This window comes from Pseudomonas wayambapalatensis (genome assembly GCF_049942315.1).
Classification (GTDB): Bacteria; Pseudomonadota; Gammaproteobacteria; order Pseudomonadales; family Pseudomonadaceae; genus Aquipseudomonas; species Aquipseudomonas wayambapalatensis.
This window is the reverse complement of sequence record NZ_JBNFMU010000226.1, coordinates 1-24,036: the sequence shown is the minus strand read 5'-3', so window position 1 is coordinate 24,036 and position 24,036 is coordinate 1. Positions and strand designations below refer to the sequence as shown.

Annotated in this window: 22 protein-coding genes; 8 read left to right on the top strand and 14 right to left on the bottom strand. The window is 64.1% G+C overall.

From position 1 onward, the window contains the following. Positions 1-47 precede the first annotated feature (47 nt). The 3 genes from ACPZMI_RS21130 to ACPZMI_RS21120 all read right to left on the bottom strand — a co-directional run bounded on the left by ACPZMI_RS21130 (position 48) and on the right by ACPZMI_RS21120 (position 2,541). Positions 48-644, bottom strand: a complete 597-nt coding sequence (locus ACPZMI_RS21130) for an amino acid synthesis family protein (protein ID WP_054892016.1) — start codon at positions 642-644, stop codon at positions 48-50. Positions 645-870: 226 nt separating this feature from the next. Beyond that, positions 871-1,914: an LLM class flavin-dependent oxidoreductase gene (locus ACPZMI_RS21125; RefSeq protein ID WP_186669143.1), complete on the bottom strand. Its 1,044-nt coding sequence runs from the start codon at positions 1,912-1,914 to the stop codon at positions 871-873. 141 nt (positions 1,915-2,055) lie between these two features. After that, positions 2,056-2,541 carry a flavin reductase family protein gene (locus ACPZMI_RS21120; protein ID WP_186669144.1) on the bottom strand — a complete coding sequence of 162 codons (486 nt, stop codon included), beginning with the start codon at positions 2,539-2,541 and terminating at the stop codon, positions 2,056-2,058. A 318-nt stretch (positions 2,542-2,859) separates the two neighbouring features. Here ACPZMI_RS21120 and ACPZMI_RS21115 point away from each other — a divergent pair, with 318 nt between their 5' ends. After that, on the top strand, positions 2,860-4,263 hold the full coding sequence (locus tag ACPZMI_RS21115; protein WP_426352991.1) for a purine-cytosine permease family protein: 1,404 nt from the start codon (positions 2,860-2,862) through the stop codon (positions 4,261-4,263). A gap of 43 nt (positions 4,264-4,306) precedes the next feature. Here the strand turns inward: ACPZMI_RS21115 and ACPZMI_RS21110 are convergent, their stop codons facing one another. Then, a complete protein-coding gene (locus ACPZMI_RS21110; RefSeq protein ID WP_426353009.1) occupies positions 4,307-5,917 on the bottom strand; it encodes a methyl-accepting chemotaxis protein in 1,611 nt (536 codons plus the stop codon). Between the two features lie 247 nt (positions 5,918-6,164). After that, positions 6,165-7,367 (bottom strand): NAD(P)/FAD-dependent oxidoreductase, encoded by a 1,203-nt coding sequence (locus ACPZMI_RS21105; protein WP_426352990.1) that lies wholly within the window; start codon positions 7,365-7,367, stop codon positions 6,165-6,167. A gap of 277 nt (positions 7,368-7,644) precedes the next feature. Between ACPZMI_RS21105 and ACPZMI_RS21100 the strand changes: the two genes are divergently transcribed. Then, a complete protein-coding gene (locus ACPZMI_RS21100) occupies positions 7,645-8,187 on the top strand; it encodes an RrF2 family transcriptional regulator (protein ID WP_186663871.1) in 543 nt (180 codons plus the stop codon). Here ACPZMI_RS21100 and ACPZMI_RS21095 read toward each other — a convergent pair. Beyond that, positions 8,184-8,522, bottom strand: a complete 339-nt coding sequence (locus ACPZMI_RS21095; RefSeq protein WP_426352989.1) for a cupin domain-containing protein — start codon at positions 8,520-8,522, stop codon at positions 8,184-8,186. The genes ACPZMI_RS21100 and ACPZMI_RS21095 overlap by 4 nt on opposite strands. Before the next feature lie 73 nt (positions 8,523-8,595). On the opposite strand from ACPZMI_RS21095, the gene ACPZMI_RS21090 reads away from it, so the two are divergent. Both ACPZMI_RS21090 and ACPZMI_RS21085 read left to right on the top strand, forming a co-directional pair. After that, a complete protein-coding gene (locus ACPZMI_RS21090; RefSeq protein WP_411382745.1) occupies positions 8,596-9,495 on the top strand; it encodes a LysR family transcriptional regulator in 900 nt (299 codons plus the stop codon). Positions 9,496-9,608: 113 nt separating this feature from the next. Continuing rightward, positions 9,609-10,808 carry an MFS transporter gene (locus tag ACPZMI_RS21085; RefSeq protein WP_426352988.1) on the top strand — a complete coding sequence of 400 codons (1,200 nt, stop codon included), beginning with the start codon at positions 9,609-9,611 and terminating at the stop codon, positions 10,806-10,808. A 64-nt stretch (positions 10,809-10,872) separates the two neighbouring features. Here the strand turns inward: ACPZMI_RS21085 and ACPZMI_RS21080 are convergent, their stop codons facing one another. The 8 genes from ACPZMI_RS21080 to ACPZMI_RS21045 form a co-directional block, all read right to left on the bottom strand. Next, positions 10,873-11,532: an HAD family hydrolase gene (locus tag ACPZMI_RS21080; protein ID WP_411382743.1), complete on the bottom strand. Its 660-nt coding sequence runs from the start codon at positions 11,530-11,532 to the stop codon at positions 10,873-10,875. 81 nt (positions 11,533-11,613) lie between these two features. Further along, on the bottom strand, positions 11,614-12,975 hold the full coding sequence (locus ACPZMI_RS21075; protein ID WP_186711256.1) for a sensor histidine kinase: 1,362 nt from the start codon (positions 12,973-12,975) through the stop codon (positions 11,614-11,616). Beyond that, positions 12,972-13,634 carry a response regulator gene (locus ACPZMI_RS21070; RefSeq protein ID WP_186663880.1) on the bottom strand — a complete coding sequence of 221 codons (663 nt, stop codon included), beginning with the start codon at positions 13,632-13,634 and terminating at the stop codon, positions 12,972-12,974. Before ACPZMI_RS21070 ends, ACPZMI_RS21075 begins: the two co-directional genes overlap by 4 nt. A gap of 2 nt (positions 13,635-13,636) precedes the next feature. Continuing rightward, positions 13,637-14,278 carry a tetratricopeptide repeat protein gene (locus ACPZMI_RS21065; protein WP_186663882.1) on the bottom strand — a complete coding sequence of 214 codons (642 nt, stop codon included), beginning with the start codon at positions 14,276-14,278 and terminating at the stop codon, positions 13,637-13,639. Then, entirely contained in the window at positions 14,275-15,081 is an 807-nt protein-coding gene (locus ACPZMI_RS21060) for an SDR family oxidoreductase (protein WP_186663884.1), read from the bottom strand. Before ACPZMI_RS21060 ends, ACPZMI_RS21065 begins: the two co-directional genes overlap by 4 nt. Beyond that, positions 15,068-15,748: an iron-containing redox enzyme family protein gene (locus tag ACPZMI_RS21055; RefSeq protein WP_186663886.1), complete on the bottom strand. Its 681-nt coding sequence runs from the start codon at positions 15,746-15,748 to the stop codon at positions 15,068-15,070. Before ACPZMI_RS21055 ends, ACPZMI_RS21060 begins: the two co-directional genes overlap by 14 nt. An 8-nt stretch (positions 15,749-15,756) precedes the next feature. Next, on the bottom strand, positions 15,757-17,220 hold the full coding sequence (locus ACPZMI_RS21050; RefSeq protein WP_426352987.1) for an AMP-binding protein: 1,464 nt from the start codon (positions 17,218-17,220) through the stop codon (positions 15,757-15,759). Next, positions 17,210-17,887 carry a thermostable hemolysin gene (locus tag ACPZMI_RS21045; protein WP_186663890.1) on the bottom strand — a complete coding sequence of 226 codons (678 nt, stop codon included), beginning with the start codon at positions 17,885-17,887 and terminating at the stop codon, positions 17,210-17,212. Before ACPZMI_RS21045 ends, ACPZMI_RS21050 begins: the two co-directional genes overlap by 11 nt. Before the next feature lie 192 nt (positions 17,888-18,079). On the opposite strand from ACPZMI_RS21045, the gene lexA reads away from it, so the two are divergent. Genes lexA through ACPZMI_RS21025 form a run of 4 tightly spaced genes read left to right on the top strand, consistent with a single transcriptional unit; the run spans position 18,080 to position 23,810 of the window. Beyond that, the gene (gene lexA, locus ACPZMI_RS21040; RefSeq protein ID WP_483407408.1) at positions 18,080-18,688 is read left to right on the top strand and encodes a transcriptional repressor LexA; all 609 of its coding nucleotides are present in this window, start codon (positions 18,080-18,082) and stop codon (positions 18,686-18,688) included. Then, positions 18,688-19,308 (top strand): translesion DNA synthesis-associated protein ImuA, encoded by a 621-nt coding sequence (gene imuA, locus ACPZMI_RS21035; RefSeq protein ID WP_426352986.1) that lies wholly within the window; start codon positions 18,688-18,690, stop codon positions 19,306-19,308. The genes lexA and imuA overlap by 1 nt, the downstream gene beginning before the upstream one ends. Before the next feature lie 6 nt (positions 19,309-19,314). Continuing rightward, a complete protein-coding gene (locus ACPZMI_RS21030) occupies positions 19,315-20,733 on the top strand; it encodes a Y-family DNA polymerase (protein ID WP_426352985.1) in 1,419 nt (472 codons plus the stop codon). Beyond that, positions 20,730-23,810 (top strand): error-prone DNA polymerase, encoded by a 3,081-nt coding sequence (locus ACPZMI_RS21025; RefSeq protein ID WP_426352984.1) that lies wholly within the window; start codon positions 20,730-20,732, stop codon positions 23,808-23,810. Before ACPZMI_RS21030 ends, ACPZMI_RS21025 begins: the two co-directional genes overlap by 4 nt. Positions 23,811-24,036 lie beyond the last annotated feature (226 nt).

Below are 24,036 nucleotides of genomic sequence, written 5' to 3'. Positions count from 1 at the left end.
TGAAAGGCCGGTGCCGTGACGCTTGGCTCCGGCCTGTCTGCTTATTGTTATTGAGCGTTGGCTTTCTCGGCAGCCAGTTCTTCCAGGTCGATGTAGCGGTTGCCGATGCGCGGGTGCAGGCGGCCGCCGTCGGAGGCGCCCAGGACCACGACGATCTCGTCGGCGCGCGGGGCGTCTTCGATCTGCATTTCCAGGGTGATGTAGTGCGAGCGCAGGCCTTCGTCGTCCTTCTGCATCATCGGGATCTGGATCGAGGTGCCCGGGCCGCCGCGCTTGTTGGTGAAGCTCAGGTAGCTCTTGGCCTGGACCGCTTCACGGTAGTGGTTGCCAAAGCGCAGGGTGTGGATCACCGCCGACGCGTGCTCGATCTCACCCTCGGCACCGACCACGGCCGCCTTGCCGTATGCCTCGATCTTGTCGGCCCCGCCGATGGCGGCGGTCAGGCGCTCGACCATCAGCGCACCCAGTTCGGAGCAGTTGGCGCGGATTTCCGGCTTGAGGTCTTCGACGAAACCACGGCCAGCCCATGGGTTCTTGATCACCACGGCCAGGCCGACCATGGTCACGGGTTTGTCGGTGGCCTTGCCGCCTTCGATGCGTGTTTCTTCGGAGTAGGTGACGATCTTGCGGATTTCGAAACTCATGGGGGGCTCCTGGATTTTTGGGTTATCAGGCTTTGTTGTCTGATGGTATACCATAATATTGGATGTGCAAGAGGAATGCTGAATTTCTCTTGTACGGTTGCCGGTTAGGGCCCTATCGCGGGCAAGCCCGCTCCTGCAGGGCGCGAGAGGGCTGCTACAGGCAAAAAAATGCCCACCCCCGCACGCAGGAGCGGGCCGTTCCCGCAATCAATCAGACAAAAGGCATTCAGCTGAACGCAGGCACCACTTCCTTGATGAACAGCTCCAGCGATTTGCGTTTCTCTTCGTGCGGCAGGCTGTTGTCACACCAGAAGCTGAACTCGTCGACGCCAAGCTCCTGGTAGTACTTGATCCGCGCGATGATCTCTTCGGGGGTGCCGATCATGGTGTTCTTGCGGATGTTCTCCAGCGCGAAGGCCGGCACCTCGGCGAACTTGGACTCGGGGCTGGGCTCCAGGAATCCGTTGACCGGGGTGGTCTTGTTACCGAACCAGGCATCGAAGGTGCGATAGAAGCGCGAGATCGCCTGGGCGCCGATCTTCCAGCCATCAGGCTCGGCCGGGCTGTGCACGTGGGTGTGGCGCAGCACCATCAGTTGCGGGCGCGGCACGTCTGGGTTGTTGTCCAGGGCGGCCTGGAACTTGTTCTTCAGGTCCAGCACCTCTTCGTCACCCTTCATCAGCGGGGTGACCATGACATTGCAGCCATGCTTGACCGCGAAGTTGTGCGAGTCCGGGTCACGGGCGGCGATCCACATCGGTGGCATGCCGTGCTGCACGGGCTTGGGCACGCTGGTAGAGGTGGGGAAGTTGTACACCTCGCCTTCATGGGCGTAGTCGCCCTGCCACAGGGCGCGAACCGCCGGGACCATCTCGCGCAGGGCCTTGCCACCGTCGGTGGCGGGCATGCCACCGGCCATGCGGTCGAACTCGAACTGGTAGGCGCCGCGGGCCAGGCCCACTTCCATGCGGCCGTTGCTGATCACATCGAGCAGGGCGCATTCGCCCGCCACGCGGATCGGATTCCAGAACGGCGCGATGATGGTGCCGGCGCCCAGGCGAATGGTCTCGGTACGGGCAGCCAGGTAGGCCAGCAGCGGCATGGGGCTGGGCGAGATGGTGTATTCCATGGCGTGGTGTTCGCCGATCCATACGGTGCTGAAACCGCCGTGCTCGGCCATCAGGGTCAGTTCGGTCAGGTCTTCGAACAGCTGGCGGTGGCTGACCTGGTCATCCCAACGTTCCATGTGCACGAACAGCGAAAATTTCATGGGGCTTTCCTCGGAGCTTGTTGTGGTCGATGTGGGGACGGCGCGGCACAGGGAAACAAGCCGCGTCCGGAATGACACCGGCTTTGCCGGTGATCGCGGGACGAGCCCGCTCCCACAGAGTCTTGCGTCGAACTGCAGGTATCAGGCGAAGGCGGGCAGGCTGGCCATCTTGCCGCGGCAGTAGACCATCGGTCGTGGGGCGTCCTCAGGCACGATCAGGTTGTGTACCTTGCCGACCATGATGGCGTGATCGCCGCCTTCGTATTCGCGCCACAACTCGCACTCGATGATCGCGGTGGCCCCGGCCAGCAGCGGGTTGCCCAGCTCGCTCAGGGTCCACTGGATGCCGCTGGCCTTGTCCTTGCCCTTCTTGGCGAATGCATAGGCTTCGGCCTGCTGCTCGCCGGACAGCAAGTGGATGGCGAAGCGCTTCTGCTTGATCAGTACAGGATAGGAGTCGGAGCTGTAGTTGGGGCAGAACAGCACCAGCGGCGGATCCATGGACAGGGAAGAAAAGGCGCTGGCAGTGAGGCCGACGACCGAGCCGTCGTCGTCCAGGGTGGTGATGACCGTGACGCCGGACGGGAAGGAGCCCAGGACGTGCTTGTAGACGGTTGCGTCGATCATGGCGTGTACCTCTAAGGGGCGTGCGGTGGTCCGCGTTTTTTATCGTTGATGTGTCTGATGGTATACCGTAATACCTATATTGCAAGCAGAATTTTCCACGCACCGGAACACACGATGAACGGTAAAGGCCCCGTATTCATTGGTCTTGACGACTAGAGCCCTGCGCCACAGTGGCGCACAAGGCAGATCAGATGCGCTGAAAAAACGCGGCGCAGTGTTGTCAAAAGTTTGGAATACCATAATATGGTCTTCAGCTGAGAGGCCGCCCCGAGCGGTTTCCATACAACGATAAAAATGATCCTTTCGAGCTGAAATCCTATGTCCCAACCGTCGTCGCAACACCAGTTTGTCGAGAATCATACGGTCGATCATGTTCCCCCCTCCGAGCGCCACGGGAAGGCGCGCGACCTCTTCACCCTCTGGTTCAGCACCAATATCGCGCCACTGCCGATCGTCACCGGCGCGATGGTGGTCCAGGTGTTCCACCTGAACCTGCTGTGGGGCTTGGTCGCCATCGTGGTGGGGCATCTGCTGGGCGGGATCGTCATCGCCCTGGCCTCTGCGCAGGGACCGCAGCTGGGCATTCCGCAGATGGTGCAGAGCCGCGGCCAGTTCGGGCGCTATGGCGCCTTGCTGATCGTGTTCTTCACCGCGCTGATCTATGTCGGCTTCTTCATTTCCAACATCGTCCTGGCGGGCAAGTCGATCCACGGTATCGCCCCGAGCGTGCCGATGCCTACGGCCATCGTCATTGGTGCCCTGAGCGCTACGGCCATCGGTGTGATCGGCTATCGCTTCATTCATAGCCTGAACCGCATCGGTACCTGGGTGATGGGCTCGGCGTTGCTGGCCGGCTTCATCATGATGTTCGCCCAGGAACTGCCGGCAGACTTCTTCAGCCGCGGCGCCTTCAACCTGTCGGGCTTCATCGCCACGGTGTCGCTGGGCACCATCTGGCAGATCAGCTTCTCGCCCTACACCTCGGATTATTCGCGTTACCTGCCGCGTGAGATCGGTATCGCCAAGCCGTTCTGGGCGACCTATTTCGGCGCGACCCTGGGCACCATCCTGTGTTTCAGCTTCGGGGCAGTGGCGGTGCTGTGCGTGCCTGAAGGTACTGATGCGATGGATGCGGTGAAGCAGGCCACCGGCTGGCTGGGGCCGATCCTGATGGTGCTGTTCCTGCTCAATATCGTCAGCCACAACGCGCTCAACCTGTATGGTGCGGTGCTGTCGATCGTCACCGCGATCCAGACGTTCGTCGCTCACTGGACGCCGAGCGTGCGGGTGCGGGTAGTGCTGGCGTCGGTGATCCTGCTCGGGTGCGGGCTGGTGGCGCTGAATGCCTCGGCGGGGTTCATCGGCCAGTTCATCGGCCTGATCCTGGCACTGCTGCTGGTGCTGGTGCCCTGGGCGTCGATCAACCTGGTGGACTTCTACCTGATCAAGAAGGGCGAATACGACATCGCTTCGTTCTTCCGCGCCGATGGCGGGATCTACGGGCGCTTCAACCACCACGCCATCGTCGCCTATGTGTGCGGGATCCTGGTGCAACTGCCGTTCGCCAATACGGCGCTGTATGTGGGGCCGTATTCGAACATCGTCGAGGGCGCCGACCTGTCGTGGCTGTTCGGGTTGCTGGTGACGGTGCCGCTCTATTATTGCCTGGCGACTCGCGGCAAGGCGGTGAAGGCGGGACGTGCAGTAGGTGTGAGCGACTAGTTGGTTGGCAAGAGGGCCGCAAAGCGGCCCCCGGTGTTTCAGTTCACACCTTGAACTGCGCCACCATCCCGTTCAATTCCACCGCCAGGCGCGACAGATCCTGCGCCGCAGCGCTGGTCTGGTTGGCCCCTGCCGAGGTCTGCATCGCCAGGTCGCGGATGTTCACCAGGTTGCGGTCCACCTCACGTGCCACCTGGGCCTGCTCTTCGGATGCGCTGGCGATCACCAGGTTGCGCTGGTTGATCGCGGCGATCGCTTCGGCAATCAGTTCCAGGGCCTGGCCCGCCGCCTGGGCGATCTCCAGGGTGCCGCTGGCACGGCCCTGGCTGCTGTGCATCGAACCCACGGCGCGCTCGGTGCCGGTCTGGATACCCCCGATCATCTGTTCGATTTCTGCGGTGGACTGCTGGGTCCGGTGCGCCAGTGCTCGCACTTCATCGGCGACCACGGCAAAACCACGCCCGGCCTCACCGGCCCGCGCGGCTTCGATGGCGGCGTTGAGTGCCAGCAGGTTGGTCTGCCCGGCGATCGAGCCGATCACATCGAGCACGCGGCTGATTTCGTTGGCGCTGTTGGCCAGCTGTTCGATCTCGCTGGAGGTGCCGGTGACGTCCTCGACCAGTTGCTGGATCGAGCTCAGTGCCTGGTTGACCTGGTCGCGGCCATCGCGGGTGGTCTGGTCGGCGCCCTGGGAGGCGTCGGCGGTGCTGACCGCGTTGTTGGCCACTTCCTCGACGGCAGCGGTCATCTGGTTGACGGCCGTGGCGGCCTGGTCGATCTCGGCACTTTGCTGGTGCAGGCCGCGGCTGGTGTCTTCGGTGACGGTGTGCAGCTCTTCGGACGCCGAGGCCAGTTGGTCGGACGAGGCGGCGATCTTGCGGATGGTGTCGCGCAGGCTTTCCTGCATGCGGCTCAAGGCCCGCAGCAGCAGCGCCGGCTCGTCACGACCGACGATGCGGATTTCCTGGGTCAGGTCGCCGGTGGCCACGCGCTCGGCAACGCTCACGGCATCGGCCAGCGGCACGACGATGCTGCGAGTCAGCAGTACGGCGATGCCCACCAGCGCGAGGATGATCACCACCAACGACAGCACGATCAGGGCAAAGGCTTCGTCATAGGCGTCACTGCTGCGCTGCGAGGCTTTGTCGGCACCGTCGGAGTTGTACTGGATCAGGGTGCCGAGCGCTTTCATCATCGAGTCGGCGTATTCGGCCAGCGGGCCGTTGACCAGGCGCTTGGCCTCGGCAATGTCGCCATTGGCCGCGGCATCGCGGATCGACTTCTGCAGGCCGTGGTAGCGCTGGGCGAGGGAGACGAAGTTATCGAACAGGGCGCGGTCGTCCTTTTCGATGATGGTCGATTCGTAGGATTTGATGCCTACCTCGAGCGAAGCATTGATCTCGCCGATGCGGCCGAGAGTTGCCTGGCGGACGGCGGGGTCTTCCTCGATCACGCTGCGCAGAGTCATGGCGCGGGCGCGACCGAGATTGGTGCTGACCTCGTTCAGATAAATGATCGCCGGAATCCAGGTGACACGGATCTCATCGGTGGCGCTGTCCATGCGCCGGGTTTCGTACAGCGATATCAAGCCCATGACCAGTACCAGGACGCCCAGCAGCGTAAATACGCTGGCTGCCCGGATACCGATCTTCATATTCCTTAACTGCATGGAGCTACTCCTTGAATGTGGCGTGCAGGCTTCAAGCGCTGGGGCGTGGGGCCGGAACCGGCGAAAGGGCCAGGCGTCTCGGTGCGCTGCGGGAAAGTACAATATCCTTAACTTTAGTGGGTTTTTTGACGTCAATAATGCCACGGTGCCACTATTATTGACCAGTCATTCAATGTAACTACACGTACAAACAGATCCGTCATTTTTTGACGGATCTGTCAGGTTTATTCGCTTAAACGATGGCGATCATTGGATCGGCAGCGGCCAGGGCCTTGCTGCGATCAGCCTCTGGCGGGTAGATCCACACCGAGTTGATCTGGCGCTTGAGCTGCTTGCCTTCGTCACCCTGCAGCTTCAGTTCACGTTCCCAACCTTCGCTGAACGCCGCGCCCCAGTCGCCCAGGTCGAGGCAGGTGACGTACTTGGGCTGGCGATACACCACCGGCGCCTCGCCGAGTAGGTCGGCCATGGCATTGTTGCCCGAGTGACGGCCCATGGGGATGGCATGCTGGCAGGTCATCAGCGCGTGGTTGCCCAGGTCATCGACTGCGGCCCAGGCCACGTCGCCGGTGGCGTAGATGTACTGCTGACCGATGACCTTGAGGTGCTCGTCGACGCGCAGGCGGCCCTGGGCATCGCGCTCGCCGGCGATCTGCGCGGTCAGCGGGCTGGCCTTGACGCCTGCGGTCCAGATCACCGTCTTGCTGGCGATGTACTCGCCGTTATCCAGGGTCACGCCACCGGTATCCACCGCGATCACCGAAGCATTGGTGAGCCATTGCACGCCGGCGTGCTGCGAGGCGGCAACGATGGCTGGGGTGATGCCTGCACCGAGGGCTGCGCCGACCTGTGCGCCGCGATCAATCACGATCACGCGGATATTGGCCTGCTCGCCGAGTACTGCGCGCAAGCGGGCAGGCATTTCGGTGGCGGTCTCGATACCGGTGAAACCGCCGCCGCACACCACCACGGTGTCGCGGGCCGGGGAGGCCGGCAGGCTGGCGAGGTCGGTCAGATGCTGCTCCAGCTTGATCGCCGACTCCATCTGGTCGACATCGAAGCTGTGCTGGTCCAGGCCCGGTAAGGCGGGGCGGGCGACCTGGCTGCCGGCGGCCAGCACCAGGCGGTCATAACCCAGGTGGCGGGTCTGGCCATTGGCGTCGATATAGGTGACCGAGCGTGCGGCAGCGTCGATGGATTGGGCATGGCCCTGGATGAAATTCACCCCTACAACCTCGAACAGCTCGCCAAGCGGCGCTTTCATCGAGTGCACATCTGCCTCGTAGAAGCGCGGGCGGATGCGCAGCTCGGCCTGCGGTGCGAGCACGCTGATATGGATGTCGCCACGCTTGGCGAGGTCGAGCAGGCGGGCGGCGCTCAGGGCGCTCCAGACGCCGGCAAAACCGGCACCGATGATCAGGATGTGTGGATTCATGGACAGGCTCCGCGAGAGGGTCGAAGGGTTTTGGGTCGAGGTTCGGCGTGCGTTGCTGCGCTTGCCGAGTAACTGCGACTCTATTGGTCGTAGTTTAAAACGACAAGCTTTTTTTAACGGGCAGTCGCGGGCGGCCCTCGCTTTGCAGGTGAATCAGCGATAAATCAAGGGTTCTGGGCTATTGAAAAAAATAGGCGGGCGACCGGTGGTGGCCGACGGCTTTGCCAGTTTCTGGAGAAGGGCGTACTATTTGCGACAAATTTGGTCGGAGATTGATATGTCGTTATACAGCGCGGGCGTCGAGTACGGCATTCACTGCCTGCTGTTTCTCATCGACGAGCGCGGCGACAGCCGCGAGTCCAGCGTGCGCGATCTCGCCGAACTGCAAGGGGTGCCGCAGGAATACCTGGCCAAGGTCTTCACCAAGTTGGCGCGTGCCGGGCTGGTGGCGGCCACCGAAGGCGTGCGCGGCGGTTTTCGCCTGGCCCGGCCTTCGGATGAAATCACCGTGCTGGATATCGTCAATGCCATCGATGGGCCGAAGAAGATCTTCGATTGCCGCGAGATCCGCGAGCGCTGCTCGCTGTTCGACGGCACGGCGCCAGGATGGGCAACCGAGGGCACCTGTGCCATCCATGCGGTGATGCTCAGCGCGCAGAAACGCATGGAAGAGGCACTGGCCCAGCAGACCATCCTCGACCTGGCGCGGCGTTTCGGGCGCAAGGCGCCGGCCGAGTTCGGGCAGAAGGTCAACGACTGGATGAGCGAGCGGCGCGATGGCAAGGGTGGGGCGGCGGAAATCGCGCTCAAGCAGCTCTAGTCGGTGGCGCTTCCGTAAAACACTGCCAGCCAGACTGTCGTCGCATCGGCTTGCGTCCACTCTACGCGGTGCCTGCAATGTGGCGTGATATCCAGGTGGTCGCCCGCCTTTAGTATGCGTGTTTCGCTCTCGTGCTCCAGGCGTAACCCGGCGCTGCCGCTGAGTACCACAACCCACTCGCCTTCGGCCTGGTCGTACCAGAAACCGGGCGGGCTGCAGTGGCCGCTGGAGACGATGCGCTCGATGCGCAGTCCCGGGCGGCGCAGCAGCTCGTCGAATTGCTCGGCTGTTGCAGGGTCGAGCGGGGGCAGGGGGCTGAACAGGTTGTCGGGCATGGACGTTTGCCTTTCTTGATTCCGGACTGTGATTGTAGGAAGGTTCCGGGATTTTCTGCACGGAACCACGCCAATGGACAAGCTGCTAGCCATCAAGATGTTCATGGCGACTGTTGAGGCTCAGGGCTTTTCCGCTGCCGGCCGAAGGCTCGGGGTCGCGACCTCGTCGGTGACGCGCCTGGTCGATGCGTTGGAAAGCGAGTTGGGTACCAGCCTGCTCAACCGCTCGACCCGGCAGGTCAGCCTGACCGAGGCGGGCGTCGGCTACTATCAGCGCGCCCGCGCTATCGTCGCGGCCCTGGCCGAGGCCGATGCCAGCGTCGCTGATCGTGGACAGGAGCCGGTGGGCGTGCTCCGCCTGTGCCTGCCTGTGGAGTTCGGGCGGCGGATGATCGCGCCACACCTGGGGCGCTTCATGGCCCGCTACCCCGCGCTGGAGCTGGATATCGACCTGAGCGATCGCTTCGACGATTTGCTCGACGGGCGCTATGACCTGTCCATTCGCCTGGGTGATCCGGCGCCGAGCGACGAGCTGGTCAGCCGGACCCTGGGCACTTTCGAGCGCTGGCTGGTGGCCAGCCCGGACTACCTGGCCAGCCATCCTGCGCTCGAGCACCCCGCGCAACTGAGCGAGCATGCCTGCTTGCGCTTTCGCTATGGCGGCCTGGGGCGACCGTGGCAACTGCGCCAAGGTGATGAGCTGATCGAGGTGGATGTGACCGGGCCCTTGCGCTGCGCCAACTCCGACTTGCTGCGCGAGGCGGCGGTGGCGGGCAGTGGTGTCAGCCTGCTGGCTGACTGGTTGGTACGGGACGATGTCGCTGCCGGGCGTCTGGTGCGGTTGTTCCCGGGCTGGCAGGCCAATCCGATCGCTGCCAGTGGCAATATCAACGCCTTGTATCTGCCCAACCATCGTTGGTCGCGGCGGGTAACGGCTTTCATCGAGTTCTGCGAGTCGTTGCTCAGGCCTTGAACGTGGTGGCGTTGCGCCTGGCGCAACGCCGCTTTGCGTTGCGTTCCGATTCCCTCGGCAGGCCCTGGCCGCTAAGGTGCGTGGCATGTCTTGCCATGTGTGAAGAATCTGAAATGACTGCTTCTTTAGCGACATCCTCTACATCCGGCACGTCACTGAGCCGAGGCCTGGTGACGCTGCTGGCGTTCTGCTGTGGTGCCATCGTTGCCAACATCTACTACGCCCAACCCATCGTCGGCCTGATTGCGCCTGACCTTGGGCTGTCCACCGAGCGTGCCAGCCTGATCGTCTCGCTTACCCAGCTGGGTTACGCCCTGGGCCTGCTGTTGCTGGTGCCGTTGGCCGACCTGGTGGAGAACCGCCGGCTGATGATCGCCACGGCTGTGCTGTCTTGCGCTAGCCTGCTCCTGGCGGGCAGCAGCGGGCATGGCCAAGGTGAGCTGTTTCTCGGTTATGCCTTGCTGATCGGCTTCAGTTCGGTGGCGGTGCAGATGCTTATCCCACTGGCTGCGCATCTGTCGCCGGAGCAACAGCGTGGCCGGGTGGTGGGCAACATCATGGGTGGCCTGCTGTTGGGCATCCTGCTGGCACGGCCCTTGTCGAGCCTGGTGGCCGATCACTTCGGCTGGCGTGCCGTGTTCCTGGGGGCGGCGGTGCTGATGGCGGCAATCGTCGTGCTGCTGGCCGTGACCCTGCCGCGGCGTGTGCCGGAGCACAAGGCCAGCTACGTCGAGTTGATGGCCTCGCTGGGCGGGCTGCTTCGGCGCTACCCGTTGCTGCGCCAGCGTTCGCTGTATCAGGGCCTGATGTTCGCGACGTTCAGCCTGTACTGGACCGCCGTGCCCCTGGCGCTGGCGACCGAACATGGCCTGTCGCAGAGCCAGATCGCGTTGTTCGCGCTGGTGGGCGCGGTGGGCGCGATTGCTGCACCGATTGCCGGTCGCCTTGCCGATGCCGGGCATGCGCGCCAGGCGTCGTTGCTAGCCTTGGTGCTGGCGCCATTGTCGCTGCTGTTCGGATTGAGTGCGCCGGGCTACAGCGTGATCGGCCTGGGGTTGACCGGGGTGCTGCTGGACTTCGCCGTGCAGATGAACATGGTGATCGGCCAGCGTGAGGTGTACGCGCTGGACCCGGCCAGCCGTGGGCGGCTCAATGCCGTGTACATGACCAGTATCTTCATCGGCGGTGCGCTGGGGTCGGCGGTGGCCAGTGCCTTGTATGCGGGTTATGGCTGGAATGGCGTGGCGATGGTGGGCGCGGTATTGCCGGGGCTGGCGCTGGTGATCTTCCTGATGGTTGCGCGACGGGCTTGAACCACCCTTCGGTAGGCGCGGGCCAAGTCGCAGCGGCGAACCGCCGCTCCTGTCGAGGAGCAGGTTACGCCTGCATCTCTTTGATCAACGCCCACAGCCGTGGGTCGTTGTAATCCTCGATCACCAGTTGCGCGCCGGCCTGCAGCAGGCGCTCGGCTGGCTGGGTGGTGGCCAGGGCCACGGTGAAGATCCCGGCGTCGACCGCCGCTTTCACGCCGGGCAGTGAGTCCTCGAAGGCCAGTGCCTGCTCGGCCTTGGCTTCCAGGCGCTGGAGGCCGGTGAGGTAGGGCAAGGGGTCGGGCTTGGGCCGGGCCAGCTCGTCGGCCACCAGCACATGCTCGAAGCGCTTGCCCAGGCCCATGGCCCCTAGCATGTGCTCGGCATTCAGCCGTGGGGCATTGGTCACCACGCACATGCCGATGCGGTGGCGCTCGGCGTGGTCCAGCAGGCGCAGCAGGCCCGGCATCGGCTCGAGCGTGGGCGACATGTCGCGGAACAACGCCTCCTTGCGGTCGGCCAGAGCCTTGCACTCAGCTGCATCGGCCTGGGGGAACAGCTCCTTGAACAGCAAACCGTTGGAACGCCCGCTGACCTGGGCGTTGAATTGCTCCTGGGTCAGTTCGCGGCCGTCGTACTCGTGCAGCAGCTTGCGAAATGCCTGCAGGTGGAGGGTGTCGGTGTCGGTGAGGGTCCCATCGAGGTCGAACAGCAGGGCGGTCAGCATCGGGCATCCTGGCAGTGAAGAAACAATTCAGCAGCGGCCATCATACCTGTATTGATCGATGACCGGTCAAGGGCCTCGACATCACGCCATGGGCAGTCGCAAGGTGGCTGCCAGCCCTTTGTGCGGTCGATTTTTCAGTCGCACCTGGCCCCCAAGGCGATCGATGATAGTCGCCACTATCGAAAGACCCAGACCTGCACCGTTCGTGGTGTTACGACTGTAGAACCGTTCGAATACACGGGAAAGACTCGCTTCATCGATACCCGGGCCTTCATCCTCGACCACTAATTCGAAGGCGTTGTCCAGGCGCTTGAGTGACACGATGATGCGGCCTGCCGGCGGTGAATGCTCTACCGCGTTGGACACCAGGTTCTGCAAGGCGATGCCCAGCGCGCCAGCATCGATCACCAAGTGATGGTCGCCTTCGTCGATCTCCAGGGAGGGCTCCAGCCCCCGGTCCAGTATCCATGGGGTCAGATCGGCCAGTGTGTCGGCGACCACTTCGGCCAGGTCGACGCGGGTAGTCGCACGCTGACCCAGCCGGGGTTCGACGCGGGCCAGTGTCAGCAGCTGATTGACCACTCGCGTCAACCGATCGACACCGCCCATGAGAAAGCCCAGCGCTTTTTGCCGCTCGCTATCGTTACTGGCAGCCAAGGCGTTCTGTGCATGCAGGCGCAGGACCGCCAACGGCGTGCGCATTTCGTGGGCGGCATCGGCGATGAACCGATGCTCGCGCCGTAGCAGGTCCTTGATCTGGGCCAGCAAGCGGTTGATGGCGGCCTGCATGGGCTCAAGCTCCGAGGGCAGGGGCACCAGTTGCAGAGGCTCCAGCGAGTCGGCGTGACGCCCGCGTATGACATTGGCCATGTTCTGGAGCGGTCCAAGTCCCCAGCCAATGGCGGCCCAGACCAGCAATGCCAATGCCAGGCTGCCGAGTAGAAAAGGCAGCAAGGTGTGACGCACGATGCGGTCGATCAGGTCGTAACGTACGTCGTCACGCTCGCCTACCCAGATCACCCAGTGTTTCTCCGGCACCGGTAACACGAAACCACGCCACTGTTCGCCAGCGGAGGTGAAATCGGAGAAGCCCGCCGCAGTTGGAGGCGGCATCGCCGGCGCGCTGGGGGTATGCACCAGCAGGCCTGCCCCCTCCTGCCACACCTGGAAAGCCAGTTTGCTTTCATACGGGTGCCCGACCTGATGCCGTCCTGCCTTGCTCAGAGCCTCGTTGAAGGCCTGATACAGCACTTCCCGTGAGCCTTCCTGCACCGGCATGTTCATGACGCCCTGTAGCAGGCGAGCATTCTGGGCGAGGTGGGCGTCATAGACTTCGTTAATCTCGCGGCGGCTGTCGTGATAGTTGTAGAGCGCCAGCAGGCCGGTGCCCAGTAGCAGCAATAGCATCACCCGCCAGAGTGTGCGTTGGCGTAGCGAAGTCATGCCTTCGCCTCGACCAGGTAGCCGATCCCGCGCACCGTCCGAATCAGACCGTTGAACAGCTTCTTGCGCAGGTGGTAGATATTGACCTCCAGGGTATTGCTCTCGGGCTCTTCGTCCCAGCCATACAGTAGCTGGGTCAGGCGTTCACGGGTGAAGACCCTGCCCGGTTGCGCCAACAGTTCGTGCAGCAGCAGGTATTCCTTGGGGGTCAGCACCACCTCGTTACCTTTGTAGTGCACTTGCTGGGTGGCCGGATCGAGGCTGACGCCTGCATGCTCGATCAACAGCTTGGCGCGCCCGGCGCTGCGCCGCAGCAAGGCGCGCAAGCGCGCCTTGAGCTCGTTGAGGTCGAAAGGCTTGACCAGGTAATCGTCAGCGCCGGCATCGAGGCCGGAGATACGGTCGTCCAGTGCATCCCGTGCCGTGAGGATCAGCACCGGCAGGCTTTCGCCACCGGCGCGTACCCGTCGCAACAGTTCCAGGCCATCCATGCGAGGCAGACCAAGATCCAGAATCACCAGGTCGAAGCTCTCATGTTGCAGCGCATGCAAGCCACTGACACCGTCACGAAGCCAGTCCAGGGTGTAGCCCTCCTGGCGCAAACCGTCACAGATCCCTTCACCCAGTGCAATTTCGTCTTCAACCAGCAGCAGCCGCATGCTCAGTCCTGTTTGTCCTTGATCATTTTCATTAAAGCATCGATATCGCCGCGCCGACCTTGGTCAGCCAACTCACGTCCTGGTCGCGGTGGGGCTTGCAAGGCTTTGTGCAGGGCTTGAGTGGCTTCAGGATAACGCTTCTGCCGGTAGAGGTGATCGGCCCAGAAGTAGTTGCTGTCGATCCCGTTGGGGTTGATCTGCAGGGCTTGGCGCAGCAAGGCGTCTGCCTTGTCGGAATCGCCGAACCCGATCGGCCAGCCAGGCACTTGGTCGTATAGCGTGCCGAGACTGGTGTAGGCCGAACCCTGCAAGGCGTTGGGGTCCAGTTTCATGGCTTGTTCCAGGCTGGCCTTCGCCGCCTTGACCTTGCTCAATGCGCCAAGGCCACCTGTAGCCCCGGCCCAGCTGCTGTTGATGATGCCTTGCCAGATCAAGGGTTCAGGGGTGCCGGGGTACTGATGCACGAACGTGGCGGCATCGCCAGCCAGCTTTTCAAGCGCGTCGGCGCGTTTTTCCTTGGGCAGTTGATACTGGATCTGCGCCCAGCGCTGCTGCAGGCTGCTCAGGTGTTCGGAGCCGGCTTGGTCCAATGCCCAGGTCAAAGGTGTGAATGCCAGCAAGCTGGCGACGAACAGGCGCTTCATTTGATTGACTCCTTGGAGTGGTTACCGATATAGCGGCGAATGACGGGCAGTTGCTTGCGTAGCGCCCGATCGACGATGCCTGGCAGCATGCTGTTGATTCGCACGAAGAGTTTTTCCGGCCAGCCCAGGTATACCTCGCTGCGCTCGGACTCCACGGCCTCGAGCACAGCGCGCGCGACATCTGCCGGGTCGTCCATGCCGACCTTCAGCGCCTGGTTGAGCGCGGTCGCGGCGCTGCTGTTCATGGCGGTATGAGTTGCCCGTGGGGCGGCGTACAGGACGTTGACCGTGGTGTCGGCCAGCTCACGGCGTAACGCCTCCGAGAACCCGCGCAAGGCGAACTTGCTGGCGCAGTAGGTGGCGTAGCCCGGATAGCCGATCGATCCATAGGTTGAGCCGACGTTGACCACCAGCGCCTTGGGCTGAGCACGCAGCAGTGGCAGGCAGGCACGTGTCAGTTGCAGCGGCGCCTTCAGATTGATGTCCAGCAGTTCGTCGAGCGCCTGCTCGTCCAGCTGATCGAGCAGGGCGAAGCTGTTCACGCCAGCGGCGTTGATCAGCACGTTGACGTGGCCCCTCTCGCGGGCGCGGGCGACCACCTGTTCTCGCCCCTCTCGTGTGCGCAGGTCGGCGGCTTGCCAGTACAGACGGTCCGGGTATCGGTTCATCAGGCTGGCCAGCTTGCCCATGTGTCGGCTGACGGCCAGCACCTGGGCACCGGCAGCGCACAACTGCTCGGCCAGCTCCAGGCCAATGCCGCCACTGGCGCCGGTAAGGATCACGACAGATTCAGGCAAACGCATGATTCACCTCATGCTGCCCAGCGCGTGGCAAGCCTTGGAACATCTCGGTGTACAGGCGATAGACGACTTTCGCTGCGTGGATGACGGCCTGTTGATCCGCAGCATCGTCGAGACGGTCCATCAACTGTTTGTAGGTCTGCATGTGGCCCTGGTCGAGCGCACCATGGGAGCTGAGGTAGCTGAACGCTTGGTTGGGCAGGCCCAGGGTGCTTTGGATGGTGCCCGCCGCCTGGGTGGCCAGGGCGATGCTGGTGCCTTCGAGCACGTTGACCATGCCGAACAGGCCGACCGGGTTGCCGCGAGCAATCAGGTCGTAGAGGTAGGCGACCATCAGCTCTATCGACAGTGCCGGTCGACCATCACGTACCGCTTCCCAGTCACCGCCGCACGCCTTGATGTCGTTGAGAATCCACTGCTCGTGGCCGTACTCCTCCTCGATGTATTCGCACACCGCGCCGCGCAGCCACTCCAGCCGCGACGGCAAGCGTGCGCCACAGGCCATCATCAGTGGAACGGTGTGACGAACATGGTGGTAGGCCTGGGTCAGGAAGGCGACATAGCTGTCCAGGCTGACCTGGCCGGCCAAGGCTTCACGGATCACCGGCACAGCGAACAATGCCTGGCGTTGTTGGGCTGTCTGTGTTTGCAGGGTGTCGAAAAAGGACATGGTAGACCTCACAAAGAAATGTCGGATAACAACGTGTGGTAACGCTTCAGGATCGCCTCGCGCCGAGGACGGCCATTGGCAGTCAGGGTCTCGTCATGGATGCTCAGTGGGGTCGGCAACCGGCGCCATGCAGACACTCGGGCGTAATCGGGCAGTTGCGCGTTGCAGTGCTGCACGGCCTGCTCGATGGCTTCATCGCTGGCGGTGGGGTCCAGTGGCCACAGCAGTGCCAGGTTGTGCGGCAAGGCTTCGCCATGTACGAATGCCTGGGCGATGACGCCGCTCTGGGTCAGCTCGGCTTCAACCCACTCTGGGTTGACGTTGCGCCCGAAGCTGGTGATGAACTGGTGTTTCTTGCGCCCGTTCAGGTACAGGTAGCCCTCGTCGTCGAGATGGCCGAGATCGCCGGTCGCCCACCATGACTGGGTAACCGGGGCGTCCTCCAGGTAGCCAAGCAAGGTCGAGCCGGCCACCAGCACCTCGCCGTCCTCGGCAATGCGCACCTGCACGTGGGGCAATGGCTTGCCGACGCTGCCAGGGCGAATGGCCCCCGGACGGTTCAGCGCAACCACGGACGCGCATTCCGACAGACCATACCCTTCGAACACCGGTAGCCCGACCGCTTCGGCCCGTGCCAGCAGGCTTGGCGATACCCGTGCACCGCCCACCGCGACTAAACGCAGTGGGCCAACGCGCATCAGTCCGCGCTCGATGGCCATGACCAGCCCCATCAGCAATTGCGGTACGAGTATCAGGCTCTGCGCACCGCTGAGCGCAATGACGCTCAGCAGCCGCTTGAAGTCGACCTGGCTCGCCCCGTTCATGCCCAACTGCTGCTGCGGATATAGCTGTACGCAGGCGCCCGCCATCAGTGCGGCGTAGACACCAATATTCTCCAGCAGCACACCCACTGGCAGCACTGCCAGATAGTGCAGTGTTTCGGCTGGTCGGCTGGCAGCTTCCAGCTCGCGCGCTACACGCAGTATGGCTTCGGCGCTGAGGCAGACACCTTTGGGGTTGCCGGTGCTGCCAGAGGTGTAGGTGATCTTGGCTGTGCCATCAGGCAATTGCGCGCGGGGCGCGTTTTCGCGTACCCAGAACTCACCATTCTGGACAAATCCCTTGTCTAGCAGATGCGGCGTCCACTGCGTCGTGCACAACACGGCTGATGCACCGCTTTGGACAATGCAGTGATCGAACTGCGCTGCACTGAAGAACGACGGCACGATCACGCAGGGGCGCTCTGCGAACAAGGCCGCCAGATCCCAGAACAACAGCTCAGGGCCGTTATCCAGGGCCAGTACCAATGTACCCGCAGGTTGTCGATGCAGCACCTGAGCGCGCAGCTCCACCTCTGCGAGCAATTGCCGATAGGTGTAACGGTCAGTCGCACCCTTGACCGCCACGGCACCTGCATGATCACGTGCGAACGACATCAGTTGCTCGCGGAAACGCTCCAGTTCACGCAGCATGACCGGCCTCCCTGGCAATCGCGGGAAAGCCCAGTCGTTGGAATACGCCGGATCGGGTCAACGCGTCGAAGCCGTCGCCGATGCGCCCGACGAACACCTGGGGGCGTTGGTCATAATAGGTCCCCCATTGGTCTACCTGGCCTGGTAAGCGGTTTGGGTCGGCCGACGCCAGCACGGTGGGTGTCAGCCCTAGCCGCCGAAAGCTGTTGATCAAGGTCGCGGCGCCGGTGAATGCGACCCACTCAAGGCCACGGATGGCAAGCAGCCAGGTGATGGCAATGATAATGATGCGGGCGCTGCCGGCGCTGAGCGAAGCCAGGTTGCCTACCTCGACCATGCAGGCGCGGCTTGGCGAAGTGCCTGTGAGCTGGGAAACGGCGGCCTCCAAGGGCATGTCCAGATACTTTTCGAGGAAAAGCGGACCCTCGCAGGCGGGGCGCATGCCTGCAGCTGCGATCAGTTGGCCGTGACTGTCCTGCAATGCCAGCAGCTCTGGCAGGTAATGCTGCACATCGGCCTGGTGCACGGTGGCAAAACATTGGTGGATAAAGTGCTCCAAGTCCTTGCGCGTGGGGTCATCCGCTCGATGAAGCGACAGGTGCGCGCGATGATCCGGGTGATTGCCGATAGCGAGTGGGAGCAGGCTGCTCCATTGAGATTCGGTCATGAAACTCCCCCCAATTGGGCTTGACGGGGTGGATTATCGGTATCGAATCTGAATGGAATCTGAAGTGGTGCGTTCGATGTCGGTTGCGCGCCACAGGGGCGCTGTTCGAGGGCGTCGGTCTGGGCAAAGACCCGAGGTGCGGCGACGAAGGGGGCTGTTCAGTGTTCCTGGAAAAGAGTACAAATGTGCTCCATGGACAAATTATCCCCCAAACGCCGCGCCATTCTCGAATTCATCCGCGAGCGCATCGCCGACCACGGCCAGCCGCCGAGCCTGGCCGATATCGCCGAGCGCTTCGGTTTTGCCTCGCGCAGCGTGGCGCGCAAGCACATCACCGCCCTGCATGAGGGCGGCTACATCGAGGTCACACCTAACCAGGCGCGAGGCATTCGCCTGGCCGAACCGCTGCGCCGCCCGGAGATCCTCGAGATTCCGGTGCTTGGCCGGGTCGCCGCCGGTGCACCGATCGGCCCGGACCTGGGCATCCACGAACAACTGCTGATCGACCCCAGCCTGTTCCGCCGCACGCCCGACTACCTGCTCAAGGTGCGGGGCGATTCGATGATCGGCGACGGCATCCTCGACGGCGATCTGGTCGGCATTCTCCAGCAGGCCGATGCCCGTGACGGGCAGATCGTCGTCGCGCGGCTCGATGGCGAGGTCACCATCAAGCGCCTGCAACGGGTGGTTGGCGGCTATCGGCTGCTGCCGCGCAACCCGGCCTATGCCCCCATCGACGTGGGCCCCGAGCACGACTTCTGCATCGAAGGCGTGTTCTGCGGCCTGCTGAGGCGTGACTGATGGGCGCGGTGGTCGATCTCGAGGGGCTGCTCGACCAGCGCCGAATCTGGCGTGGGCGGCAGGTTCAGGCGCGCCCGCTCGGCCTGCAGCCCACCGGTCATGCCTTGCTGGACGAGCGTCTGCCTGAGGGGGGCTGGCCGTCGGCGGCGCTCAGCGAGTTGCTGCTGGCCAGCCCCGGTTGCGGTGAGCTGCAGTTGCTCTGGCCGACACTCGCCCGGCTGAGTGGCGAGGGTGGGCGGGTGGTGCTGGTGGCGCCGCCATTCATTCCCTACGCACCGGCCTGGCAGGCGGCAGGCGTCGATCTGCGCTGGTTGGCGCAGGTCGCGGCTGAGCCGGACGATGCCCTGTGGGCTGCCGAGCAGTGCCTGCGCTCTGGCAGTTGTGCCGCGGTGCTGTGCTGGCCGGAACGCGCCGACGACCGAGCGTTGCGCCGCCTGCAGGTGGCCGCTGAAACCGGCGATGCGCTGGCCTTCGCCTGTCGATCCCAGCAGGCGGCACACAACCCGTCGCCTGCGGCTTTGCGTATCGCCATCGATACGCGTCCGGCACAGTGGCGCGTGCTCAAGTGCCGTGGCGGCCTGGTGCCGGCCACGCCCATCGCTGCTCCCGGACGAGGCTGATGCGCCATGCTCTGGGCCTGCATCCTGCTGCCGCAACTGGCGCTGGACACTGTCCAGCGCGGACGGGACGACGCCGATTCACCACTGGTACTGCTGGGGGGCCCAACTCAACGGCGCGTGTTGCAGGCGGTCAATGCGGCGGCCGCCGACCTGGGCCTGCGCGCCGGGCAGACGTTGGCTGCCGCCCGCGCCCTGGCTGACGGCTTCACCTGTGTCGAGGCCGATCCGGCGCGTATCGATGAGGTACAGCAACTGTTGGCGGCCTGGGCCTATCGGTTCAGCGCCCAGGTCAGCCTGCACTATCCACGTGCGTTGTTGCTGGAGGTGGGGTCGAGCCTGCAACTGTTCGGTCCGTGGTCGAGTTTCGAGGCGCGCCTGCGTACAGAGCTGCAGGGGCTCGGCCTGCGCCATCGTATTGTGCTGGCGAGCAACCCGGTGGCGGCACGCATGCTGGCCAACGGGCACGATGGCTTGGCGCTGACCTGCGCCGAGCAGACGCGCGCGGCATTGGCGAACATGCCTCTGGACCGGGTGGGCTTGCCTGCCGATGCCGCCCAAGCCTTCTCGCGCATGGGCTTGCGTCGGCTGGGGGAGGTCATGGCCTTGCCGCGCGCTGCCCTGGCCAAGCGTTTTGCTGCGCCTGTGCAGTTGCATCTGGACCAACTCTTCGGCCAGCGTGCGCTGGGGCTGGATTTCTATCAGCCGCCAGACCGCTTCGAGTCCAGGCTGGAGCTGAATTTCGATGTGGAATCGCACCAGGCGTTGTTGTTTCCCCTGCGCCGGTTGATCAACGATCTGGCCGCCTTTCTTGGAGGGCGTGACTGCGGCGTGCAGCGCTTCGACCTGCATCTGGAGCACGCCGAAGGGCCGGATACCGTGCTCAAGGTCGGCTTGCTGGCGGCCGAGCGCGAAGCGGCGATGCTCTTCGAACTGGCCCGTGGCCGGCTGGAACCGCTGCGCATTCCGGCACCGGTGCGCAACCTGCGCCTGCTGGCCGACGACCTGCCACCCTTCGTGCCTCAGCATCGTGCGTTGTTCGACCCGCGCGCGCAGCAGGCCCAGCCCTGGGAACAGTTGCGCGAGCGCCTGCGGGCGCGGTTGGGGGACGAGGCGGTCAAGGGCCTGCGCGCCGAAGCCGATCACCGTCCCGAGCACGCCTGGCAGGCCAGCGAGCAGGGCGCGGCGGGCAGCCTGGCGGTCGCGCCCGGTAGCCGTCCTGGCTGGTTGCTGGCCCAGGCCCTGGCCCTGCCCGAGGGCGGCCTGCAATGGCTTGGCCAGGCCGAGCGCATCGAGTCGGGCTGGTGGGATGGCGGCGATGTGCGCCGTGACTACTACCGCATCGAAACCCGCGAAGGGCTGCGCGGTTGGGCCTACCGCGACCTCGCCCAACCCGGCCCCCTGTGGCTGCAGGGCTGGTTCGCATGAGCCTGCCTGAGTATGCCGAGCTGCATTGCCTGTCGAATTTCAGTTTCCAGCGCGGCGCCTCCAGCGCCGACGAGCTGTTTCGTCGAGCCCATGAGCAGGGCTATCAGGCCCTGGCAATCACCGACGAATGCACCCTGGCCGGTATTGTCCGTGCCTGGCAGGCAGCCCGTGAGCATGGCGTAAGGTTGATCGTCGGCAGCGAAGTGCAGGTGCAGGACGGGCCGCGCCTGGTGCTGCTGGTGGAGAACCTGACCGGCTACCAGAGCCTCTGCGCGCTCATCACCCGCGCGCGGCGCCGGGCAGAGAAGGGCGAGTATCGATTACTGGCCGAAGATCTGCAGGCACATTGCGCAGGCTTGCTGGCGCTGTGGATCGCTGACGACCCTGACGACCCCGAACCCGGTCGCTGGTTGCAGACACTGTTCCCCGAACGCCTGTGGCTGGCGGTGCACCTGCACCGTGGCAGCGACGACGCATCGCGCTTGCAGCGTTTGCGTGTCCTGGCCGGGCAACTGGCGATTCGCGCCGTGGCCTGTGGTGACGTGCACATGCATGTGCGTGGCCGTCGCGCCTTGCAGGATTGCATGACCGCGATCCGCCAGCACTGCACGGTGGCCGAAGCCGGTGGCTACCTCTACCCCAATGGCGAACGTCACCTGCGCAGCCGCGAACAACTGGCCGAACTGCACCCCGGCGACCTGCTGGCCGAAACCCTGGTCATCGCCGAGCGCTGCCGCTTCGAGCTGAGCGAGCTGAAGTACCAGTACCCCCGTGAGCTGGTCCCCGAAGGCCACAGCCCGGCGAGCTGGTTGCGTCGGTTGTGCGAGCAGCGCCTGGCGATACGCTGGCCGCAAGGCGCCAGCGCCGAGGTGTACCAGACCCTCGAAGGCGAGCTGGCGCTGATCGAAGAGTTGGGGTACGAGAGTTACTTCCTCACCGTCCATGACATCGTCGATTTCGCCCGTCGGCAGAACATTCTCTGCCAGGGGCGGGGATCTGCCGCCAATTCGGTGGTGTGTTTCGTGCTGGGGATCACCGAGCTCGACCCGATGACCCACCGCCTGCTGTTCGAGCGTTTCCTCTCACGCGAACGCAACGAGCCGCCTGACATCGACGTGGATTTCGAACACGACCGCCGCGAAGAGGTGATTCAGTACGTGTTCAGGCGCTATGGCCGGCACCGCGCGGCACTTACGGCGGTGGTCAGCACTTATCACGCCGCCGGCGCCGTGCGTGACGTGGCTCGGGTGCTGGGCCTGCCGAGCGACCAGGTGGATGCCCTGGCCAAATGCTGCGGGCGCTGGAGCGACCGCATCCCCGATGCGCAGCGCCTGGCCGAGGCCGGCTTCGAGGCGCAGAGCCCGTCGTTGCGACGCATCCTGGTGCTGGCCGGCGAGCTGATCGGTTTCCCTCGGCACCTGTCGCAGCACCCTGGCGGCTTCGTGATTTCCGAACAGCCACTGGACCAGCTGGTGCCGGTGGAGAACGCCGCCATGCCCGAGCGCACGGTGATCCAATGGGACAAGGACGACCTGGACATGGTCGGCCTGCTCAAGGTCGATGTGCTCGCCCTGGGCATGCTCAGCGCCCTGCGCCGTTGCTTCGATCTGCTCCGGCTGCACCGTGGCCGCGAGCTGACCCTGGCCAGCATCCCCCAGGAAGACCCGGCCACCTACGCGATGATCAGCCGCGCCGAGACCATGGGTGTGTTCCAGATCGAGTCGCGGGCACAGATGGCCATGCTGCCGCGCCTTAAGCCGCGCACCTTCTACGACCTGGTCATCGAAGTGGCGATCGTGCGGCCCGGGCCGATCCAGGGGGACATGGTGCATCCGTATCTGCGGCGGCGTCTGAAGCAAGAGCCGGTCACCTATCCTTCGGAAAAGCTCAAGGCGGTTTTCGAGCGCACCCTCGGCGTGCCCTTGTTCCAGGAGCAGGTGATGGAGCTGGCCATGGTTGCAGCCGACTACACCCCGGGCGAAGCCGACCAGTTGCGCCGCAGCATGGCGGCGTGGAAGCGTCATGGCGGGCTGGAGCCGCATCGCGTGCGTTTGCTCGAGGGCATGTTGCGCAACGGTTACGAGCTGGCCTTTGCCGAGCGCATCTTCGAGCAGATCAAGGGCTTCGGCAGCTATGGTTTTCCCGAGTCCCACGCCGCCAGCTTCGCCTTGCTGTGCTATGCCAGCAGTTGGCTCAAGTGCCACGAGCCGGCGATCTTCACCTGCGCGTTGATCAACAGCTGGCCCATGGGCTTCTACAGCCCCGACCAGCTTTTGCAGGAGGCGCGTCGGCAGGGCATCGAAGTGCGACCGGTGGATGTCGTTCACAGCCTGTGGGACTGCACCCTGGAACCGCAGGGCAATGGCGCCCTGGCGATTCGCCTGGGGCTGCGGCAGGTCCGCGGTTTCGGCGAAGACGACGCCCGGCGCCTGGAGCAGGCGCGGGCGCAGCAGCCATGGCGGGATGTCGAGGACCTGTGCCTGCGTGCGTCCCTCGACAGCCGCGCCCGCGCGCGCCTGGCCGATGCCGGTGCCTTGCGTGCCCTGGCTCGCGATCGCCATCAGGCGCGCTGGCAGGTCGCTGCCGTGCAGACGCAACTGCCGTTGTTCGCTGGGGTCGAGTCTGCGCCTGAGAGCGAAGTGAGCTTGCCGGCGCCGAGTGTGGCCGAAGACCTGTTCGCCGACTACGCGACCCTGGGCACCACACTTGGCCCGCATCCCTTGACGCTGCTGCGTTCACGCCTGCGCGCGCTGGGTTGCCGCAGCTCCCGTGAGCTGGATGGCTTGAGCCATGGCGACAGTGTCGCCGTGGCCGGCATCGTCGTAGGTCGCCAGCGCCCCCAGACGGCCAGCGGCGTGACCTTCGTCACCCTGGAGGACGAGTTCGGCATGCTCAATGTGGTGGTGTGGCGGGATCTGGCCGAGCGACAGCGGCGAGCCCTGGTGGGCTCGCAATTGCTCAAGGTCAGTGGTCGGCTGGAGCAGGAAAATGGTGTCAGACACTTGATCGCGCGGCGGTTGGAGGATGTCAGTGGGTTGCTGCAGGGCCTGGATACAAGAAGCCGGGATTTCCATTGAGCCCGGCATTGGCTTCTGTTTTTGCTCCGCTTTTGCTTCTAGGCGCGCAGCGCCCTGAGGCGTAGCCGAAGTTGCCAGGCGAAGTGTTTGCGTAGAGGCTGATAGGTGCTCGCCGAAAGATATTTAGCGCCTCTGAGATCGAGCGCCGCCCGCGCGGCGCTTCGCGGGCAAGCCCGCTCCCACATTTGTTTTCGGGCCAGTTTCTCCTGTATCCATCATCGTTACG

Bases quoted from the DNA above. Each gene is read 5' to 3' on its own strand.
- ACPZMI_RS21025 (WP_426352984.1), top strand. From the start codon at position 20,730: ATGAGCCTGCCTGAGTATGCCGAGCTGCATTGCCTGTCGAATTTCAGT.
- ACPZMI_RS21120 (WP_186669144.1), bottom strand. From the start codon at position 2,541: ATGATCGACGCAACCGTCTACAAGCACGTCCTGGGCTCCTTCCCGTCC.
- ACPZMI_RS21065 (WP_186663882.1), bottom strand. From the start codon at position 14,278: ATGAAGCGCCTGTTCGTCGCCAGCTTGCTGGCATTCACACCTTTGACC.
- ACPZMI_RS21080 (WP_411382743.1), bottom strand. From the start codon at position 11,532: ATGCTGACCGCCCTGCTGTTCGACCTCGATGGGACCCTCACCGACACC.
- ACPZMI_RS21050 (WP_426352987.1), bottom strand. From the start codon at position 17,220: ATGCTGCGTGAACTGGAGCGTTTCCGCGAGCAACTGATGTCGTTCGCA.
- ACPZMI_RS21130 (WP_054892016.1), bottom strand. From the start codon at position 644: ATGAGTTTCGAAATCCGCAAGATCGTCACCTACTCCGAAGAAACACGC.
- ACPZMI_RS21055 (WP_186663886.1), bottom strand. From the start codon at position 15,748: ATGTCCTTTTTCGACACCCTGCAAACACAGACAGCCCAACAACGCCAG.
- ACPZMI_RS21105 (WP_426352990.1), bottom strand. From the start codon at position 7,367: ATGAATCCACACATCCTGATCATCGGTGCCGGTTTTGCCGGCGTCTGG.
- ACPZMI_RS21070 (WP_186663880.1), bottom strand. From the start codon at position 13,634: ATGCGGCTGCTGCTGGTTGAAGACGAAATTGCACTGGGTGAAGGGATC.
- imuA (WP_426352986.1), top strand. From the start codon at position 18,688: ATGGGCGCGGTGGTCGATCTCGAGGGGCTGCTCGACCAGCGCCGAATC.
- ACPZMI_RS21030 (WP_426352985.1), top strand. From the start codon at position 19,315: ATGCTCTGGGCCTGCATCCTGCTGCCGCAACTGGCGCTGGACACTGTC.
- ACPZMI_RS21045 (WP_186663890.1), bottom strand. From the start codon at position 17,887: ATGACCGAATCTCAATGGAGCAGCCTGCTCCCACTCGCTATCGGCAAT.
- ACPZMI_RS21075 (WP_186711256.1), bottom strand. From the start codon at position 12,975: ATGACTTCGCTACGCCAACGCACACTCTGGCGGGTGATGCTATTGCTG.
- ACPZMI_RS21095 (WP_426352989.1), bottom strand. From the start codon at position 8,522: ATGCCCGACAACCTGTTCAGCCCCCTGCCCCCGCTCGACCCTGCAACA.
- ACPZMI_RS21100 (WP_186663871.1), top strand. From the start codon at position 7,645: ATGTCGTTATACAGCGCGGGCGTCGAGTACGGCATTCACTGCCTGCTG.
- ACPZMI_RS21125 (WP_186669143.1), bottom strand. From the start codon at position 1,914: ATGAAATTTTCGCTGTTCGTGCACATGGAACGTTGGGATGACCAGGTC.
- lexA (WP_483407408.1), top strand. From the start codon at position 18,080: ATGGACAAATTATCCCCCAAACGCCGCGCCATTCTCGAATTCATCCGC.
- ACPZMI_RS21090 (WP_411382745.1), top strand. From the start codon at position 8,596: ATGGACAAGCTGCTAGCCATCAAGATGTTCATGGCGACTGTTGAGGCT.
- ACPZMI_RS21060 (WP_186663884.1), bottom strand. From the start codon at position 15,081: ATGCGTTTGCCTGAATCTGTCGTGATCCTTACCGGCGCCAGTGGCGGC.
- ACPZMI_RS21110 (WP_426353009.1), bottom strand. From the start codon at position 5,917: ATGAAGATCGGTATCCGGGCAGCCAGCGTATTTACGCTGCTGGGCGTC.
- ACPZMI_RS21085 (WP_426352988.1), top strand. From the start codon at position 9,609: ATGACTGCTTCTTTAGCGACATCCTCTACATCCGGCACGTCACTGAGC.
- ACPZMI_RS21115 (WP_426352991.1), top strand. From the start codon at position 2,860: ATGTCCCAACCGTCGTCGCAACACCAGTTTGTCGAGAATCATACGGTC.